At 59.5% G+C, this 16,890-nt stretch carries 16 protein-coding genes; 7 read left to right on the top strand and 9 right to left on the bottom strand.

The window, feature by feature from the left end; translation table 11 throughout:
- Positions 1-3 precede the first annotated feature (3 nt).
- The 7 genes from EDF70_RS13015 to EDF70_RS12985 all read right to left on the bottom strand — a co-directional run bounded on the left by EDF70_RS13015 (position 4) and on the right by EDF70_RS12985 (position 7,171).
- Positions 4-843, bottom strand: coding sequence for a MurR/RpiR family transcriptional regulator (locus tag EDF70_RS13015; protein ID WP_132275779.1), 840 nt, complete (start codon positions 841-843; stop codon positions 4-6).
- An 89-nt stretch (positions 844-932) separates the two neighbouring features.
- Positions 933-1,595, bottom strand: coding sequence for an aspartate/glutamate racemase family protein (locus EDF70_RS13010; protein WP_132273942.1), 663 nt, complete (start codon positions 1,593-1,595; stop codon positions 933-935).
- A gap of 15 nt (positions 1,596-1,610) precedes the next feature.
- Positions 1,611-2,582 carry an ABC transporter ATP-binding protein gene (locus EDF70_RS13005; protein ID WP_245519197.1) on the bottom strand — a complete coding sequence of 324 codons (972 nt, stop codon included), beginning with the start codon at positions 2,580-2,582 and terminating at the stop codon, positions 1,611-1,613.
- Positions 2,583-2,592: 10 nt separating this feature from the next.
- Positions 2,593-3,654 (bottom strand): ABC transporter ATP-binding protein, encoded by a 1,062-nt coding sequence (locus EDF70_RS13000; RefSeq protein WP_132273939.1) that lies wholly within the window; start codon positions 3,652-3,654, stop codon positions 2,593-2,595.
- The gene (locus EDF70_RS12995) at positions 3,651-4,541 is read right to left on the bottom strand and encodes an ABC transporter permease (RefSeq protein ID WP_132273936.1); all 891 of its coding nucleotides are present in this window, start codon (positions 4,539-4,541) and stop codon (positions 3,651-3,653) included. The genes EDF70_RS13000 and EDF70_RS12995 overlap by 4 nt, the downstream gene beginning before the upstream one ends.
- 2 nt (positions 4,542-4,543) lie before the next feature.
- A complete protein-coding gene (locus EDF70_RS12990; protein ID WP_132273933.1) occupies positions 4,544-5,497 on the bottom strand; it encodes an ABC transporter permease in 954 nt (317 codons plus the stop codon).
- A gap of 72 nt (positions 5,498-5,569) precedes the next feature.
- Positions 5,570-7,171, bottom strand: a complete 1,602-nt coding sequence (locus EDF70_RS12985; protein ID WP_132275773.1) for an ABC transporter substrate-binding protein — start codon at positions 7,169-7,171, stop codon at positions 5,570-5,572.
- A 390-nt stretch (positions 7,172-7,561) separates the two neighbouring features.
- Between EDF70_RS12985 and EDF70_RS12980 the strand changes: the two genes are divergently transcribed.
- The 7 genes from EDF70_RS12980 to ugpC all read left to right on the top strand — a co-directional run bounded on the left by EDF70_RS12980 (position 7,562) and on the right by ugpC (position 14,951).
- On the top strand, positions 7,562-8,311 hold the full coding sequence (locus tag EDF70_RS12980; protein WP_132273931.1) for an SDR family NAD(P)-dependent oxidoreductase: 750 nt from the start codon (positions 7,562-7,564) through the stop codon (positions 8,309-8,311).
- Positions 8,312-8,835: 524 nt separating this feature from the next.
- On the top strand, positions 8,836-9,552 hold the full coding sequence (locus EDF70_RS12975; RefSeq protein ID WP_132273928.1) for a FadR/GntR family transcriptional regulator: 717 nt from the start codon (positions 8,836-8,838) through the stop codon (positions 9,550-9,552).
- Entirely contained in the window at positions 9,549-10,715 is a 1,167-nt protein-coding gene (locus EDF70_RS12970; RefSeq protein WP_132273926.1) for a PLP-dependent transferase, read from the top strand. The genes EDF70_RS12975 and EDF70_RS12970 overlap by 4 nt, the downstream gene beginning before the upstream one ends.
- Before the next feature lie 33 nt (positions 10,716-10,748).
- Positions 10,749-12,008: a sugar ABC transporter substrate-binding protein gene (locus EDF70_RS12965; protein WP_132273924.1), complete on the top strand. Its 1,260-nt coding sequence runs from the start codon at positions 10,749-10,751 to the stop codon at positions 12,006-12,008.
- Positions 12,009-12,105: 97 nt separating this feature from the next.
- Positions 12,106-13,041 carry a sugar ABC transporter permease gene (locus tag EDF70_RS12960; protein WP_132273922.1) on the top strand — a complete coding sequence of 312 codons (936 nt, stop codon included), beginning with the start codon at positions 12,106-12,108 and terminating at the stop codon, positions 13,039-13,041.
- A gap of 4 nt (positions 13,042-13,045) precedes the next feature.
- The gene (locus EDF70_RS12955; protein ID WP_132273919.1) at positions 13,046-13,876 is read left to right on the top strand and encodes a carbohydrate ABC transporter permease; all 831 of its coding nucleotides are present in this window, start codon (positions 13,046-13,048) and stop codon (positions 13,874-13,876) included.
- A gap of 4 nt (positions 13,877-13,880) precedes the next feature.
- Positions 13,881-14,951 (top strand): sn-glycerol-3-phosphate ABC transporter ATP-binding protein UgpC, encoded by a 1,071-nt coding sequence (ugpC, locus tag EDF70_RS12950; protein ID WP_132273916.1) that lies wholly within the window; start codon positions 13,881-13,883, stop codon positions 14,949-14,951.
- Positions 14,952-15,033: 82 nt separating this feature from the next.
- Here the strand turns inward: ugpC and EDF70_RS12945 are convergent, their stop codons facing one another.
- Both EDF70_RS12945 and EDF70_RS12940 read right to left on the bottom strand, forming a co-directional pair.
- Positions 15,034-15,942: a carbohydrate ABC transporter permease gene (locus EDF70_RS12945; protein WP_132273914.1), complete on the bottom strand. Its 909-nt coding sequence runs from the start codon at positions 15,940-15,942 to the stop codon at positions 15,034-15,036.
- A 13-nt stretch (positions 15,943-15,955) separates the two neighbouring features.
- Positions 15,956-16,888, bottom strand: a complete 933-nt coding sequence (locus EDF70_RS12940) for a sugar ABC transporter permease (protein ID WP_132273911.1) — start codon at positions 16,886-16,888, stop codon at positions 15,956-15,958.
- Between the last annotated feature and the right edge of the window lie 2 nt (positions 16,889-16,890).

Here is a 16,890-nt window from a genome sequence, read left to right as displayed (position 1 = left end):
TCGTCAGAGTTCGTCGAGGCTTTCGTTCAAGGTCTCGATCTGCCGCAATCGTTTGCGCCCCTCGACGCCGGCCTGTTCCAGGCATCGCGTGATCAGCAGATGGCAGAGCGCCATTACCGCCGTATGGTTGAACAATGGCCCCGGCGCCAGCGTCTGGCAGGGGAAATGCCATGTCGCGCCGGTTTCGAAAGGCGCGCTTTCATCGGTGATGTAGATGAGCCTGGCTTTCGATTTGCGCACATGCGCCAGAATGGAATCGAGCTGTGCGATCCGCCGACGCATGGCGAAAAACACCACGACATCATCTTCCCGCAGGCTGACCAGATGTTCGCCCAGCGTCTCTCCGGCGCCGGGTATGGCGATGATGTCCTCGAGCACCTGCGTCAACTGCCATTGCAGATAGGAGGCAAAGGGATGGCTGCTGCGAAAGCCCAGCACCCAGACCTTGCGTGCGTGCATCATCGCCGAAGCAGCGCCGTCTATCTGTGCGTCGGAGATTGCCATGAACGTGGCTTCGAGATTGGCGACACCTTGAGAGATATGTGTCTTCACCGATTGGGTGGTGGACGCATCGGCGGCCGTCGTCAGGAACAGGCGTGAACCGGTCTGCCTTTCGGCGCGGGCGTGGCGGCGGGCTTCCTCGTAGTTTTCATAACCGAGCCGCTGAATGAAGCGGGTGACGGTCGCCTTGGAAACATGCGCGAGCGCAGCCAGTTCCTGGGCGGAATAACTCGCCAGTTCGCCCGGAAAATCGCAGACGAACTCGCCCAGCCGCTTTTCGGCGGGGTGTAGGTCCGGCAGCGCTTGCCGCACGCGAAACAGGAAGGATTTGTCCTTGGGCACCCGGTGCTCCGCCACATCGTCTGCGCTGAGGTTTACGACCGCTGCGGACGGGCTTGCAACAGAAAAAGCGAAGCTTTTGCCCGAGAGTGTCATCGGGATTGCTCCGCACTCAGGCGCGACAGAAGCAATGTGACGGCGGAGCGGATCGGTGCAATCACAGGGGCGGAAAGGCTTTGCTGGATATGTTCCGCCGCTTCCCCCAAGGGACCGCCGCCGATAATGACCGCCTCGGCGCCATCCTTTTCGAAACAGCTGCGCGCCGTCTCCTGAAGGGCATCGCGCAACATTGCCGGATCCGCCGTCAACTGTATCGGGTCGCCCTCGGTCAATCGCGTGCCGGTGAACAGATGTCGCAGCCCAAGCGCTTCCGCCTTTGCCGCAAAACTCGCGACAAGATCGGGTGTCACCGTCGCGATGCCAAAACGCCTGTTGCCGCGCGATGCCTCCAGCATGCTGGCCTCGCAGATGCCGACGACCGGGATAGGGCAGATGTGTGCGAGTGCCTCAAGCCCCGGATCGCCGAAGGCACTGACGATAATTCCGGCGGCACCATCAGCCTCGGCCTGCCGGCCCATCTCGACGACACCTTCGGCTGCGGCATCAAGCGCGGCCTCGTCTAGGATCATCGGCACACCGCGGGACGCCGTTTTTCCCGTTACCGGAATGCCTGACGCATATTTTCTTGCGATCGCGGTCATCATGGCGGTCGTGGCGCTGGACGTGTTGGGATTGATCAGGACGATGGGTTTCATGGTTCGCGCATGTGTTCAGGCATATCGCACACAGGCAACCTTGCCGGTGTCGCCGGTGGCCGCCAGCGCCGGCACATGGCTGCGGCAAATCTCTTCCGCCTGCGGACAGCGTGGAGCAAAGGCGCAGCCGGGCGGCATGTCGGCCAGATCCGGCGGCGAGCCGGGGATGGTGATCAGCCGATCACGACCATGGGCCAGCTCGACGCGGGCACCGAGAAGCCCCTTCGTATAGGGATGCTTTGGATCGCGAATGATATCGCCAACCTTGCCTTCCTCGACGATGCGGCCGGCATACATCACGGCGATCCGATCGGCGACTTCGGCTGCGACGCCGATGTCGTGGGTGACGAAAATGACCGAGAGCCCGTATTCCTCCTGCAATTCCCGGATCAGCAGCAGGATCTGGATCTGTACGGTGGCATCGAGCGCTGTCGTCGGTTCGTCAGCGAGCAGAACTTTGGGATTGCAGGCGAGCGCCATGGCGATCATCGCACGCTGCAGCATGCCGCCGGACATTTCATGCGGATAGTTTTGGAGACGGCGTTCCGGGGAGGGAATGCGCACCTTCTGGAACAGAGCAAGCGCACGTGCGGCGGCTTGCGCGCGGGACACTTTTTCATGCCGCAGGATGGTTTCCTCGATCTGTCGCCCGACTGTATAGACCGGATCGAGTGCCAGCCGGGGTTCCTGAAACACCATCGACACCACGGCCCCACGCAATTGCCCTAGGTCCCGGTTGGAAAGGCCCATCACATCGCGGCCGGACACTGTCATCGAGCCATCGACTGTCGTTCCATTCGGATGCAGCCGCAGCAGCGAGCGCATGGTGACGCTCTTGCCTGAGCCAGATTCGCCGAGAAGTGCAACAACCTCGCCGGGGCGCACCGAAAGGCTGACGCCATTGACGGCTTTCACCGGTTTGCGACCGCGATGGAAGGTCACGGACAGGTTTTCGATGTCGATCATCGGTTCGGATGAATGGATCATGGCTTCCATGTCAGGCCTCCATCAATGCGGGTGCGCGGCTGTGAGCCGAGCCGGGCAGGGACATAAGACAGGCGGTGGACTGGTCTTTCGAAATATCCGTCAGCGGCGGTGGCATATCGCTGCACACACTTTCGGCGAACGAACAGCGTGTGTGGAAACGACAGCCCGAGGGCGGATCGATCGGGTTGGGCGGATCGCCCGAGAGCGGTGGTTCTTGCGTCCGTTCGGCCGGATCCATCTTTGGCATCGAGGCGAGAAGTGCCGATGAATAGGGGTGGCGCGTATGCTCGAAGATCGCGTCGCGGGAGCCGAGTTCCGCGACCTTGCCGAGATACATCACCATCACCCGGTCGCACATGAAGCGCACGACGTTCAGGTCGTGGGAGATGAACAGATAGGTCAGGCCAAAATCGCGTTTCAGATCGAGCAGCAGATTGAGAACCTGTGCCTCGACGGATTTGTCGAGCGCCGAGACCGCTTCATCGAGGATGACGAGGCGTGGTCGCAGCGCCAGTGCACGGGCAATATTGACACGCTGGCGCTGGCCGCCCGACAGTTCATGCGGGTATCTGCCGGCAAAACGGGAGGGTTCTAGACCGACGCGGTAGAGAAGATCGTGTGCCCGATCGATGGCTTTGGCAGCGGGGATGCCGTGCACGCGTGGCGCAAAGGCGATGGATTCCTCTATGGTCAGCCGCGGATTGAGCGAGGCGTAGCTGTCCTGAAACACCATCTGCACCTGCTGCCGGTATTCCGACAATGACAGCGCGCCGCCGACCTTTTCGCCGTCGAACAGGATATCGCCCTGATCGGGCATGATCAGTTGCATCAGCAGCCGCGCCGTCGTCGACTTGCCGCAGCCGCTTTCGCCGACGACGCCAAGGGTTTCTCCCTTCAGGATATCGAAATCGACACCATCGACAGCGCGCACCACTTTTTTCGGCTTGAGAAACCCGCTTCCCTTTACGGGAAAATGTTTCAAAAGCCCGCGTGCGGAAACCAGCGGCTGCGCCGGTCCTCCACGTTCGCCAACGGGCAGGTCATAGGCCGGTTCTTCAACGATACTGATCATGACTTCACGTCCATGGCTGAGCGCAGCCCGTCGGAGAAAAGATTGAAACAGATGGAGGTGATGAAGATCATCACGCCGGGAAGTGCTGCCACGAAGGGGTTGTTGTAGATGGCGGTTCGAAGCGTGTTGAGCATCAGGCCCCATTCGGCATCCGGCGGGCGCACGCCAAGGCCGAGAAAGGATAGGCCGGAGGCGAGGATCATCGAGACCGAGATCAGGCTGGTGGCGAACACGAAAATCGGTCCCAGCACATTGCCGAGAATGTGGACGCGGATAATGGTCAGCGCCGGCGCGCCGGATGCGCGCGCCGCATCGACGTAATCCAGCTTTCTCACCTGCGTCGTCACGCTTTCCGCCACCCGCGCGATCTGCGGAATGAAAACGACGGTGAGCGACACCAGCGCATTGGTGAGGCCGGAGCCTAGTGCGCCGGACAGCGCCACGGCCAACAGCACGGAGGGGAAGGCATAAAACACATCGACCAGCCGCATGATCAGCGTGTTTGTCAGGCCGCCGGCATAACCGGCGATGATGCCGATGGTCGAGCCGATGAGGAAGGCGATCGGCACGGGAATGACACCCATGATCAGCGACAGGCGTGCGCCGTAGATGAGACGCGAGAGCATGTCGCGGCCGAGTTCGTCTGTGCCGAGAATGTAGCCCGGCGTTCCGATCGGTTTCAGACGGCGGATGACGCTGCCCTTGGCGGGGTCGTAGGGCGCGATATAGGGAGCAAATATCGCCATCAGCACGAGGATCAGCAGAATGCTGAGTGCGATGACGGCGACGGGATCGCGACAGACGCGTCTGACAACGCCGCTCCAGAAGCCCGGCGACTTTGCGATCGTCTGCACAGAGGGTGCAATATCGGCAGTGATGACGGCCATGATCAGCTCCTCTGGATGCGGGGATCGATGGCGCTTTGCAGCACGTCGACCACGAGGTTGAGGAAAACGAAGAACATCGCGAGCACGAGGATCGTACCCTGCAGGATCGGCAGGTCGCGGGTGAAGATCGCACCGTTCAGAAGAAAGCCGGTTCCCGGCCACGAAAACACGGTTTCTATGAGGATCGAGCCGCCGAGCAGATAACCAAGTTGCAGACCCATCACGGAAAGTGCCGTCGGGGCTGCATTGCGCACCACATGGCGAAGGATCTGCCTCGACATCAGTCCCTTGGCGGCCAGCGCCTGAGTGAAATCCTGCGCGAGAATGTCGGCGACCAGCGAGCGGATGGTGCGGGCGATGATGCCCATCGGGATGACCGACATGGTGACTGCCGGCAGAATGAGAAAGCGAAGGTAATCCCAGCTGAAACCGCGCCCCGCCGATCCTTCAGGCCCGCCGCCCATGGCCGGCAGCCAGCCGAGCGTGACCGAAAAGGCGATGACCAGCACCATGCCGAGCCAGTAATGCGGCACGCTAACGCCCAGCATGGAGAATGCCGAGGCGATACGATCGATCCAGCCACCGCGATAGATGCCGGCGAGGAAGCCCAGTGTGGCACCGAAGACGAAGCCGATCATTGCCGCAAAGACGGCGAGAATGATGGAATTGACGGAGGCGCTGAGGATTTCGTTCAGGACCGGTCGGCCGGACGCGATCGACGTGCCGAGGTCACCCTGCAGGGCGTGCCATGCCCATAGAAGATATTGCACGGGCAATGGTCGGTCGAGCCCATAGAACGCGCGCATCTGCGTCTGCATTTCAGCGGAAGCATCGGAGGGCAGGATGGCGGCGAGCGGGTCGCCGGGGGCAATGTGGATCAGCATGAAACAGACGATGCTGACGCCGATCGTCACCGGAATGACGTGCAGCAGGCGTTTGAGGGCATAAAGCAGCATGGTGTCCTCACGAATGGGTCTTGATCGGGCATCATGGAATGGCGCGCGGAAAACCGCGCGCCATCTGGCTGATCAGGGATCGACGGTGACCGGCGAAAAATCCTGGAACCAGTTCTGTGCCTGCACGAAACCCTTGACCTTGGTGGTCATCGCACGCGGATTGACATCATGCGTCACCATCAGGAACAGGGCATCGTCCACGTATTTTTCGTGGATCTTCTGCATCACCTTGTCCTGCTCCTCGGCGTCGAACGTGTTGCGCACCTGAGCGAACAGTGCGTCCATGTCCTTGTCGCAGTAATAACCCCAGTTGGTCCCTGTCGGCGGTGCCAGCCGGCATTCCGACTGGCGGATCATTGCGGTGAACGGGTCCTGGATGAAGTAGCTGTAGTTGACGGCCGTGGCTTCCTTGGCACTGGCATCCTTGGCACCGGCGCGCCAGACGTTGATGACGGTGTTCCAGTCCATCACCTCGTATTCGACGTCGATGCCGATTTCGGCCAGCGTCTGCTGGATGTATTCGTTCATCTGCAGCGGCAGCATCTGGCCGGAGCCGGAGGACGAGATCACAGCCTTGGTCTTGATGCGCTTGTCCGGCCCGTAACCGGCTTCGGCCATCAGCTTCTTGGCTTCCTCGACATTGTATTCCAGCTTGAATGTCGGCTTGCCGAACCATTGATGGCCGGGCGGCATGTAACCCTGAGCCGGAATGGAGAGACCGCCCAGCAATTCGTTCAGACCCTCGCGATCAACCGCCAGATTGGCGGCTTTGCGCACGCGAACATCATTCCACGGCGAACCTTCGACGCGCGACAGGTGCCAAGTCCAGTTATGCGGGTAGGAATTGGTGACGATCGAATAACCGGCATCCTTGAGCGATTTGACCGAGTCCGGGGCAGGCGCCTCGATCCAGTCCACTTGGCCTGAACGCAGGGCGGCCACGCGGGTATTCGGCTCGGGAAGCGGGATCAGCACCAGCTTGTCGAGTTTCGGTACGCGTGCCTTGTCCCAATATTCCTTGTTGGGGGTGAGTTCGGCGCGTTCGCGCGGCGTAAAACCGCTTTCCATTTTCCATGGGCCGGTGCCGGAAGGCTTTTGCGCAACCGTATCCCAGTTCTTGCCCTGGGCTTCCCAATTGGCCGGCGACGACATCAGGATCCAGCTCAACTGGTAGGGCAGGGTGGCATCTGGGGTGTTGGTGACGATTTCCACCGTCAGCTGATCGACCGCCTTGTAGGATACGACAGCCGGAATGCGGGACTTGCCCTGCGCCGCCTGGCGTTTGTCGAACTGCGGGGCATCCGTCTTCAGCAGCTTGTCGAAATTCCAGACGACAGCTGCCGCATCGAACGTGCTGCCATCGTGAAATTTCACGCCCTCACGCAGCTTGAATGTCCATTTCGTCTTGTCGGTGCCATCGACAGCCCAACTGGTCGCAAGGCTCGGGATCAGGCTGGAAGGTTTTTCAGCGCTGGAAAGATCCCATTCGATCATCGAGTTATAGACCGTATACCCCATGAAACGCTGGCCTTCGCCGCCCTGGTCGGTCTGGCCGGTGGTGAGCGGAATGTCGGAAGCCGTCATGCCGATGCGCAATGTGCCGGCCGCAAGCACGGTGTTTGCCGACAGCAATGCAAAGGTGGCGGCGCCGATGAACGGCGCCAGCCGACGCATGGTGAAAATGTCGATGCCGAAACGCTTCGTCTCCAATTCTTTCGTCATGCTGTTCCCTCTTTTTTGATTTGCCGAGCTTTTGCCCAGTCACTCAAGAAGGTAGGCAGATTTCATGCCAGTTTTCATGAAACTGTAATTTCACATCAAAATCATGGTGATAGATTAAATGGATGCGTCTGTGGCGGTCGTCAGTTCGCAGCCATTGCCACTATTGCGCGATGATTAAGCGGGACGTTGACCAAAATTGCAGCCATTCACATGCGTTGGCTGCGCCCCAAATAGTATAGCCGGCCGGGCACGAAAAAATCTTTCACTTACTAAAAGGTGCCTACTTACCAAAAGATAGTATTGGGATTATCTCTGAAACCGAAGCGATCTGGAGGCAGAAAAATGGATTTCTCGAAAGCAACAATTCTCATCACCGGCGGCAATTCGGGTATTGGCAGGGGGCTTGCCAAGGCCTTGATGGCAGAAGGCGCGAAGGTCATCATCACCGGGCGCGATGATACGCGTCTCAAGGAAACGCTGTATGCCAATCCCGGCATGCTGGGCTACGAACTGGATGTAACCGACCCGCTGGCGATCAAGCAGTTCGCGGCGGATATCACCGAACATCATCCTGATCTCAACGTCGTCATCCATAATGCCGGCATCATGGTCAGCGAAAAGGTGCTAGCCGAGAGCTACGATCTCGACATCGTCGAAAAGACCATATCCACCAATCTTCTGGCGCCGATCCGTCTGACGGCAGCCCTGCTTGAGCATCTGCGCACGCGTGATGAGGCGGCGGTTGTCACCGTATCGTCCGGCCTGGCCTTCGTGCCACGTGCCGACACGTTGACCTACAGTGCCAGCAAGGCCGCGATCCATTCCTGGTCCACAAGCCTGCGACATGAATTGCGCAGCACAAATGTGGCAGTGGTGGAGATCGCGCCGCCATTGGTGGCGACGGAATTGACACCGGGCCAATCGGAAAATCCGCGCGCCATGCCGCTCGCCGATTTCGTCACGGAATCCGTAGAGCTGCTTTGCAGCCAGCCGACACCATCGGAAGTACTGGTCGGCCGCGTCATGCCCCAGCGCACCGCAGAGGCCACCGGAAATTTCGACAAGGTTTTCGGCCTGATCAATCCGGTCTGAAGGTGGATCGCTTTTCAGACCTTGTGCTGAAGCGTGACTTGCGGGCCGGCAAAAGCGATCAGGCATACCGCGTCTGTGGGTACGGTTTCTTGCGAATGATTTCGGCATCGATTCGATCGCCGATGCGTTGATGTGCCCGCCATTCAAACCGATGCAGATCGCGGTCAGGTCTGCGTCGGTCATCCATAGTGCATCTATTTTTCTACAAAGCTATTTTGCGCGCCGGCTGCGATTTCAAATCATGTTTTCTGCCTAGGCGTTAGCTTGGTGGCATAAACATCAAGGCGATCGGCAAATCCGCCAGACGGAAAGGCATGTCTATCATGGCGCGATTGGGCGGGATCGTGCTGCGCGGTCGATTCCAGAAAAAACTACGGCCTACAAATACGGATGCTAAGGGCGCGCCTGCAATGCATGTCCACTGTCACACCCGATTGACAGCCACGCTCCCAAGTGATTTGCTAAGATGTCAGACCAATTTGGACGCTGTGTAAAGCGCGGTCGGCGGGGAAACTGGAGGTGGCATGAAGCCAAAACTGTCCGATACGCTTCGGCCTTTGCCGAGTGTTGACCGCGCAAAGCAGGTCACGGCAGCACTTGCCCAATATGTCGCCGATGCCAGGCTCAAGGCGGGAGACCGTTTGCCGGCGGAGCGTGAACTGATGGGCGCTCTGGCGGTCGGGCGCTCGACTATCCGCGAGGTCATCAGTCATTTTCAGGCGCTTGGCGTCATCGAGACCCGCAAGGGCAGTGGCACCTATCTCCTGCGGCCGATCTCTCCCGATACCGTACATATGCCGCTGTCGCTGGATACGACACGCCTGCGTGACGTGCTTTTGCAGACGCTGCAGGTTCGCCGCGGCATCGAATGCGAGGCCGGCATGGTGGCCGCGCAAATGCGCACCGCTGATGATCTGGCAATCATCGAGGACAAGCTGGTGAAGATGGAAACGGTCCATCTGGAACAGGGTTCGTCCGGCCCGGAAGATCTGGCTTTTCATCTGGCTGTTTATGACGCCACGCACAACCCGCTGTTCCGGCAGCTTCTCGAACAGATGCGTGAAAGTTTCGAGCATTTCTGGTCATCACCCTTTGATCGCAAGGATTTTGCCCGCCGCTCCTTTCCGTTCCATCGCTTGCTTTTCGACGCCATCGCCGCCCGGGATCCCGAAGGCGCGCGGCGCGAAACATTAAAAATCCTCGCTGTCGTCGAGGAAGACATCAAGGAAATGTCCAAATGAACGAAATGCTCGATCCGTCGGCGTTTGCCTCGCTGATCACCGCCCATGACGATGGCAACTTTGCCGATGCTGTGGTGCCGCCGATCTTTCAGACCTCGCTTTTCACCTTCTCCGATTACGACGAGATGATCGCGTCCTATCGCGGCGAAAAGGTGCGGCCGATCTATACGCGTGGCCTCAACCCGACAGTGCGCATGTTCGAAGAAATGCTGGCCAAGCTGGAGGGTGCCGAAGACGCGCTCGGGTTTGCCAGCGGCATGTCGGCGATCTCGTCTTCGGTCCTGAGCTTTGTCGAGCCCGGTGACCGCATCGTCGCGGTCAAGCACGTTTATCCCGACGCCTTTCGCCTGTTCGGCACGCTGCTGAAGCGGATGAAGGTGGAGGTTACCTATGTCGATGGTCGCGATGAGCAAGCGGTCGACAAGGCTCTGCCCGGTGCGAAACTGCTTTATCTCGAAAGCCCGACAAGCTGGGTTATGGAAGCGCATGATGTTGGTGCGCTGGCGGCGCTTGCGAAAAAGCATGGTGCCGTGTCGATGATCGACAACAGCTGGGCCAGCCCCGTCTTCCAGCGACCGATCACGCTTGGCGTCGATCTCGTCATTCATTCGGCCTCGAAATATCTCGGCGGCCATAGCGATGTCGTTGCCGGTGTGGTTGCCGGTTCAAAGGAAATGATCGCGCGGGTGAAGGCGGAGGCCTATCCCTATCTCGGCGGCAAGCTTTCCCCCTTCGATGCTTGGCTGCTGATCCGCGGCATGCGCACGCTGCCCTTGCGCATGAAGGCGCATCAGGATGCGGCGCTCACCATCGCGCGGCGCCTGCAGGAACTCGATGTAGTGGAAACGGTCTGCCATCCGGGCCTTGCGAACCGACTCCCGGCCGGCCTTAACGGCACGTCCGGCCTGTTTTCCTTCATCTTCAAGGAAGGCGTCGATATCCGCGCCTTTGCCGATCACCTGAAACTCTTCAAGCTCGGCGTCAGCTGGGGTGGCCACGAAAGCCTGATCGTTCCGGGCGAAGTGGTGCTGCAGCAGAAGGCCCAGCCGAATTCCGCGCATACTTTTGGCATCCATGCGCGGTCCGTACGCCTCCATGTCGGCCTCGAGGGAACCGAGGCTTTGTGGAGCGATATTCAGGAGGCGATTGCCATCGCCACCTAGCGCATCAACCAATAAACAACTGGGAGCAGGACAATGAAAACAATCATAACGGCTGCATTCATCGCGACCATGATGGCGGGGACCGCCATGGCCGATACCACGCTCAAGCTGGTGGAAGTGATCACCAGCCCGGAGCGCACGCAGACGCTGAAATCGCTGGTCGACAAGTTCGAGGCCGCAAATCCGGGCGCAAAGGTGGAGATCATCTCGCTGCCCTGGAACGAGGCGTTCCAGAAATTCGCCACCATGGTGTCGGCCGGCGATACGCCCGACGTGATGGAAATGCCGGATACCTGGCTTTCGCTCTACGGCAATAACGGCATGCTCGAAAGCCTTGAGCCTTATCTGGCCAAGTGGGAGCACACCAAGGCGCTGACACCGCGCGCGCTGGAACTCGGCCGTGACGTCAAGAACACCGCCTATATGTTGCCCTACGGCTTCTACCTGCGCGCCATGTTCTACAACAAGAAGCTGCTGAGCGAAGCTGGCGTTTCCGCACCGCCAAAGACCATGGACGAGTTCACCAAGGCATCGGAAGCCGTTTCCAAGCTGCCGGGCAAATACGGTTACTGCATGCGCGGCGGGCCGGGTGGCCTGAACGGTTGGATGATCTTTGCCGCCTCCATGGCCGGCGACAACAAGTATTTCACCGAGGACGGCACTTCGACCATGAACAGCGAAGGCTGGGCAAAGGGTATCGAGTGGATGGTCGACCTTTACAAGAAGGGTCTGGCCCCGAAGGACAGTGTCAACTGGGGCTTTAACGAAGTCGTTGCCGGGTTTTATTCCGGTACCTGCGCCTTCCTCGATCAGGACCCGGATGCGCTGATCGCCGTGGCCGAGCGTATGAAGCCGGAAGATTTTGGCGTTGCACCGCTGCCGAAGGGCCCGACGGGGAAATCCTTCCCGACGATCGGTTATGCCGGCTGGTCGATGTTCGCCAAGAGCGAAAACAAGGACCTGTCCTGGAAGCTGATCGAAACGCTGCAGAGCCCGGAAGGCAATATCGAGTGGAACAAGAAGATCGGCGCGCTGCCGGCCTATACGGCGGCTGAAAAGGATCCGTTCTACGCCGGTGACCAGTTCAAGGGCTGGTTCGAGGAACTGGCCGACAAGGACACCGTTCCGACCGTGATGCCGACCTTCCTGCAGGAATTCGCCTTCTTCAAGGATTCGCTGGCGATCAAGACCTCGCAACAGGCTCTGCTCGGCGACATCACGGCGAAGGAACTGGCTGACGAATGGGCGGCTTACCTCACCAAGGCACAGCAGAAGAACCTCTCCAAGAAGTAACTTTCTACGTGGCGGCGCGCAAAATACCCGCGCCGCCACATCGCTCTTCTTCATGCAATGACGGCGCAGATTTGCGCCGCAAACGGGAAACTGTCTGATGTCCATGACCGCCGACGTCTATGATCGTCGCCAGGATCGCAGGCCGTGGCAAAAGCGCCTTGCTGATGCCTCCGAGCCTTATCTTTACAGCGCACCGGCGCTGATCCTCATCATCGTTGTCATGCTGGTGCCGCTGGTCGTCGGCATTTCCTATGCGTTTCGCGATATCCAGCTGCTCAATCCGTTTTCCGGCGGTTTCATCGGGCTCGAGCATTTCGAAACCCTGTCGAAGGACAAGGCGTTTTATGTCGCTTTGAAAAACACGCTGTGGTGGACAGGCGCGTCGGTCTTCCTGCAATTTGCCTTCGGCCTCATTCTGGCGCTTCTGCTCGACAAGCCGTTCATGGGCCGTGGTCTCGTTCAGGCATTGGTGTTTTTGCCATGGGCGGTGCCGTCGTTTCTGGCCGGCCTCAACTGGGCATGGCTGTTCAATCCGGTCATCGGGCCGATCCCGCACTGGCTGTTCGATCTCGGCCTGATGAGCCAGCCCGGCAACATCCTGTCCGATCCGCAATATGCGATGTGGGGACCGATCATCGCCAATGTCTGGTGGGGCATTCCCTTCTTCGCCATCACGCTTCTGGCCGCACTTCAATCGATCCCGCGTGATCTTTATGAAGCGGCCTCCATCGATGGCGCCTCATGGTTTCAGCGTTTCTGGTCGATCACGCTGCCGTTTCTGGCGCCGACCATCGCCATCACCGTTCTGCTGCGCACCGTGTGGATTTCCAACTTTGCCGATCTGATCGTCGTCATGACCGGTGGCGGACCTGCTGACCGCACCCAGATCGTTGCCAGCTATATCTTCACCCAGGCCTTCAAGGCGCTCGATTTCGGGTATGCCTCGGCGATCGCGCTGGTGCTGCTGGTGCTGCTTCTGGCCTATTCGATGCTGATCATCCTGCTGCGGCAGACATTGCTGAACAAGGGGTGACACCATGAGAACGCCGCTTCTTCCGACCACCGCGCATCGTCTGGCCATCCTCGCCTACGTCGTTTTCGCGCTCTTTCCGCTCTACTGGCTGTTCAAGGTTTCGCTGACGCCGAACGACCTTCTCTATTCAGAAGGCGTGCGCATGTGGCCGTCGCGGACCACATGGGAACATTATTCCTTCGTATTGCAGCACAGCGCTTTTCCGACATTTTTCAAGAACAGCCTGATCGTCTCAGGCTCCACCGCCATCATCGTGACGATCTGCGCATCGCTCTCCGGTTACGCGCTTTCCCGCTTCAGCTTCCGTGCCAAATACTGGATCGTCGGGCTGATGCTCCTGACGCAGATGTTTCCGCTGGTCATGCTGGTGGCGCCGATCTTCAAGATTTTGACGCCGCTCGGTCTCACCAACAGTTTGACGGGGCTGATTGTCGTCTACACCGCCTTCAACGTGCCCTTCGCGACGTTTCTGATGCAGTCCTTCTTCGACGGCATTCCAAAGGATCTCGAAGAAGCGGCGATGATCGATGGCGCCACGAAGTTCACGGCGTTCCGGGAAATCATCCTGCCGCTGACTTTGCCCGGCATCGCCGCGACACTCGGTTTCGTTTTCACCGCCGCATGGAGCGAACTGCTGTTCGCGCTGATGCTGATCAACGGCAACAATGCCGCCACCTTCCCGGTCGGGTTGCTGACCTTCGTTTCCAAATTCTCGGTGGACTTTGGACAGATGATGGCGGCAGGCGTGCTCGCGCTCGTCCCGGCCGCTCTCTTCTTCCTGCTCATCCAGCGCTACCTCGTCCAGGGCCTGACGGCCGGCGCGGTCAAGGGGTAATCATATGGCTTCGATCGATATCCAGAACGTCAAGAAGGCCTATGGCCACGTGCAGGTGCTGCACGACATCGACCTGCAGATCAAGGACGGCGAGTTCGTCGTGCTGGTCGGCCCGTCCGGCTGCGGCAAGTCCACGCTTTTGCGCATGATCGCCGGGCTGGAGGGCGTAACCGATGGCGAGATGCGCATTGACGGCAAGCGCGTCAACGAGCTTCATCCGAAGGACCGCGACATCGCCATGGTGTTCCAGTCCTATGCGCTCTATCCGCACATGAATGTTGCCGGCAACATGAGCTACAGCCTCAAGCTCAGAAAGATCGCCAAGGAAAAGATCGCCAGCGTGGTGGCGGGTGCCGCTGCAAAACTCGGTCTTGAACCGCTGCTGGAGCGCCGTCCTAAGGCGCTTTCCGGTGGCCAGCGTCAGCGCGTCGCCATGGGCCGCGCCATCGTGCGCCAACCGAAGGCGTTCCTGTTCGATGAGCCTTTGTCGAACCTCGATGCCCGCCTGCGCGAGCAGATGCGCGCAGAAATCAAGAAAATGCATGGCGACCTCAAGGCCACCTCGATCTACGTCACCCACGACCAGATCGAGGCAATGACCCTGGCGGACCGGATCGTCGCCATGCATGGCGGGGTGGTCCAGCAGGTGGGGGCTCCGCTGGAGTTGTACGACCGTCCCGCCAACCTCTTTGTCGCCGGTTTCATCGGCTCCCCGGGCATGAATTTTCTCGACGCAACCTATGCCAACGGCAGTGTGACGCTGAAGGATGGAACCGTCATCGCCCTGCCGGCACCTTTGGCGGTTGCCGATGGCGCCAAGGTGACCGTCGGCATTCGGCCGGAACATGTGGTGATGGGCGGCGAGGGCTCAGGCATGGCGGCCAGTGTCGATCTGGTCGAGCCAACCGGTTTCGGCATCATCCTGCATCTCTCCTTGCATGGACTGGCGTTCAAGGTGTTCACGCTGGATCGTGCGGCCTTGTCGGCGGGGCCGAGCGTTCACGTGTCATTTCCGCCGAGACACCTTCATGTCTTTGACGACACGGGTGACCGCTGCGTGGCACCGACTGCCTGATAAAAACGAATGCCGCGCAGGAGAGACCTCTTGCGCGGCAATCAGGGGACGACATTTCTCGCTATTCGCTATTCGCTATTCGCTACTCCTTCACCGCCCCGGTCATCGACGACACGTAATAGTCGACGAAGAACGAGTAGAGGATCACCACCGGCAGAGACCCGAACAGCGCGCCCGCCATAAGCGAACCCCATTCAAAAACGTCGCCACGCACCAGTTCGGTTAACACGCCGACCGGGATCGTCTTGTTTTCCGACGACTGGATGAAGGTGAGCGCGTAGATGAATTCGTTCCATGACAGCGTGAAGGCAAAAATGCCGGCCGAGATCAGGCCCGGCACCGCCAGCGGCAGGATGATCTTGACGAGAATCTGCCAGCGGCTTGCGCCATCCACCAGCGCGCTTTCCTCCAGCTCGAACGGGATCGAGCGGAAGTAACCCATCAGCAGCCAGGTGCAGAAGGGAATGAGGAAGGTGGGATAAGTGAAGATCAGCGCCAGCCGGCTGTCATAGATGCCCAGCTTGAAGACGATGAAGGCGAGCGGGATGAACAGGATGGATGGCGGGATCAGGTAGGCGAGAAAGATGACGAGACCCACCTGCCGCGAACCGGTGAACCGGATGCGCTCGATGGCATAGGCGCCGAGGACGGAGGCGACCAGCGACAACGCGGTCGAGCCGACCGCCACCAGCATCGTGTTCCACAGCCAGCCCGGATAGGAGGTTTCGAAAAACAGATATTTGATATGGTCGAGCGTGGCGCCGACCACCCAGAACGGGCTGTAATTGTTGTAATCGGTCAGCTGGTCATTGGGTTTTACCGCCGTGATCGCCATCCAGTAGAACGGGAAAAGCAGCACGAAGGTGAACACCGCCATCGGCAGATAGAGCATGACGATACGCCGGGGCAGGCGGTTGAGATAACTCATGCCCTCGGCATTGTCAGTCAGCACATCATCGGTGGGGCGGGTGGTTGTGGTTTGTGTGGTCATGTGTTCGTTTCCCTCAATCCTGTCCGCCCTGCTGCCATTTGCGGCGTTGCAGGCCAAAAAAGCTGAACATGATGGCGGCCAGCAGGAAGGGCACCATGGCAACGGCGATCGCTGCACCTTCGCCCAGTTGCCCGCCGGGAATGCCGCGCTGGAAGGACAGGGTCGCCATCAGATGCGTGGCATTGACCGGGCCGCCCTTGGTCAGCACGTAGATCAGCTGGAAATCGGTGAAGGTGAACAGCACCGAAAAGGTCATCACCACGGCGATGATCGGCGTCAGCATCGGCAGCGTCACATAGCGGAACCGCTGCCAGCCGCTGGCGCCATCGAGCGATGCGGCTTCCTGCAACGAGGCGGGGATGGTCTGCAGGCCTGCGAGAAGCGAGATTGCCACGAACGGGATGCCGCGCCAGACATTGGCCAGGATCACCGAAATGCGGGCATTGGTGGCATCGCCGAGGAAATTGATCGGGCTGTCGATCATGCCCATCTGCATCAGCGACCACGAGATAATCGAGAACTGCGCATCATAGATCCACCAGAAGGCCAGCGCCGAAAGAACCGTCGGCACCACCCAGGGGAGGAGAATGACGGCGCGAAAAAAGGATTTGAACGGCAGATGCTGGTTGAGCAGCAGCGCCAGCCAGAGGCCAAGTGCGAATTTCAGCACCGAGGCGACGAAGGTGTAGAGCACGGTGTTGAACACCGACAGCCAGAACACGTCGTCTTCCATCAGGAACTGGTAGTTTTCCAGCCCGATGAAAATGCCGTCACGACCGATCTTTGTATCGGTGAAGCCTAGCCAGACGCCGAGGCCGAGCGGATAGGTGAGAAAACACAAAAGAAAGATCGCTGCCGGCAGCATGAACAGGGCGCCGAGCACATTGTTGTTCTGCAAGAGCGAGGTGAACGGCCCTCGCGTTTCCTTGGTAATCACCGTCGCCATGA

It is taken from the genome of Neorhizobium sp. JUb45 (assembly GCF_004343585.1).
Taxonomy (GTDB): Bacteria; Pseudomonadota; Alphaproteobacteria; order Rhizobiales; family Rhizobiaceae; genus Neorhizobium.
The sequence above is the reverse complement of the archived record's forward strand: the minus strand, read 5'-3'. Positions and strand labels throughout refer to the sequence as shown.

Bases quoted from the DNA above. Each gene is read 5' to 3' on its own strand.
- EDF70_RS12945 (WP_132273914.1), bottom strand. From the start codon at position 15,942: ATGACCACACAAACCACAACCACCCGCCCCACCGATGATGTGCTGACT.
- EDF70_RS13005 (WP_245519197.1), bottom strand. From the start codon at position 2,582: ATGATCCATTCATCCGAACCGATGATCGACATCGAAAACCTGTCCGTG.
- EDF70_RS12975 (WP_132273928.1), top strand. From the start codon at position 8,836: ATGAAGCCAAAACTGTCCGATACGCTTCGGCCTTTGCCGAGTGTTGAC.
- EDF70_RS12980 (WP_132273931.1), top strand. From the start codon at position 7,562: ATGGATTTCTCGAAAGCAACAATTCTCATCACCGGCGGCAATTCGGGT.
- EDF70_RS12940 (WP_132273911.1), bottom strand. From the start codon at position 16,888: ATGGCGACGGTGATTACCAAGGAAACGCGAGGGCCGTTCACCTCGCTC.
- EDF70_RS12995 (WP_132273936.1), bottom strand. From the start codon at position 4,541: ATGGCCGTCATCACTGCCGATATTGCACCCTCTGTGCAGACGATCGCA.
- EDF70_RS12985 (WP_132275773.1), bottom strand. From the start codon at position 7,171: ATGCGTCGGCTGGCGCCGTTCATCGGCGCCGCCACCTTTGCATTGCTG.
- EDF70_RS12960 (WP_132273922.1), top strand. From the start codon at position 12,106: ATGTCCATGACCGCCGACGTCTATGATCGTCGCCAGGATCGCAGGCCG.
- EDF70_RS12965 (WP_132273924.1), top strand. From the start codon at position 10,749: ATGAAAACAATCATAACGGCTGCATTCATCGCGACCATGATGGCGGGG.
- EDF70_RS12990 (WP_132273933.1), bottom strand. From the start codon at position 5,497: ATGCTGCTTTATGCCCTCAAACGCCTGCTGCACGTCATTCCGGTGACG.
- EDF70_RS12955 (WP_132273919.1), top strand. From the start codon at position 13,046: ATGAGAACGCCGCTTCTTCCGACCACCGCGCATCGTCTGGCCATCCTC.
- EDF70_RS12970 (WP_132273926.1), top strand. From the start codon at position 9,549: ATGAACGAAATGCTCGATCCGTCGGCGTTTGCCTCGCTGATCACCGCC.
- EDF70_RS13000 (WP_132273939.1), bottom strand. From the start codon at position 3,654: ATGATCAGTATCGTTGAAGAACCGGCCTATGACCTGCCCGTTGGCGAA.
- EDF70_RS13010 (WP_132273942.1), bottom strand. From the start codon at position 1,595: ATGAAACCCATCGTCCTGATCAATCCCAACACGTCCAGCGCCACGACC.
- ugpC (WP_132273916.1), top strand. From the start codon at position 13,881: ATGGCTTCGATCGATATCCAGAACGTCAAGAAGGCCTATGGCCACGTG.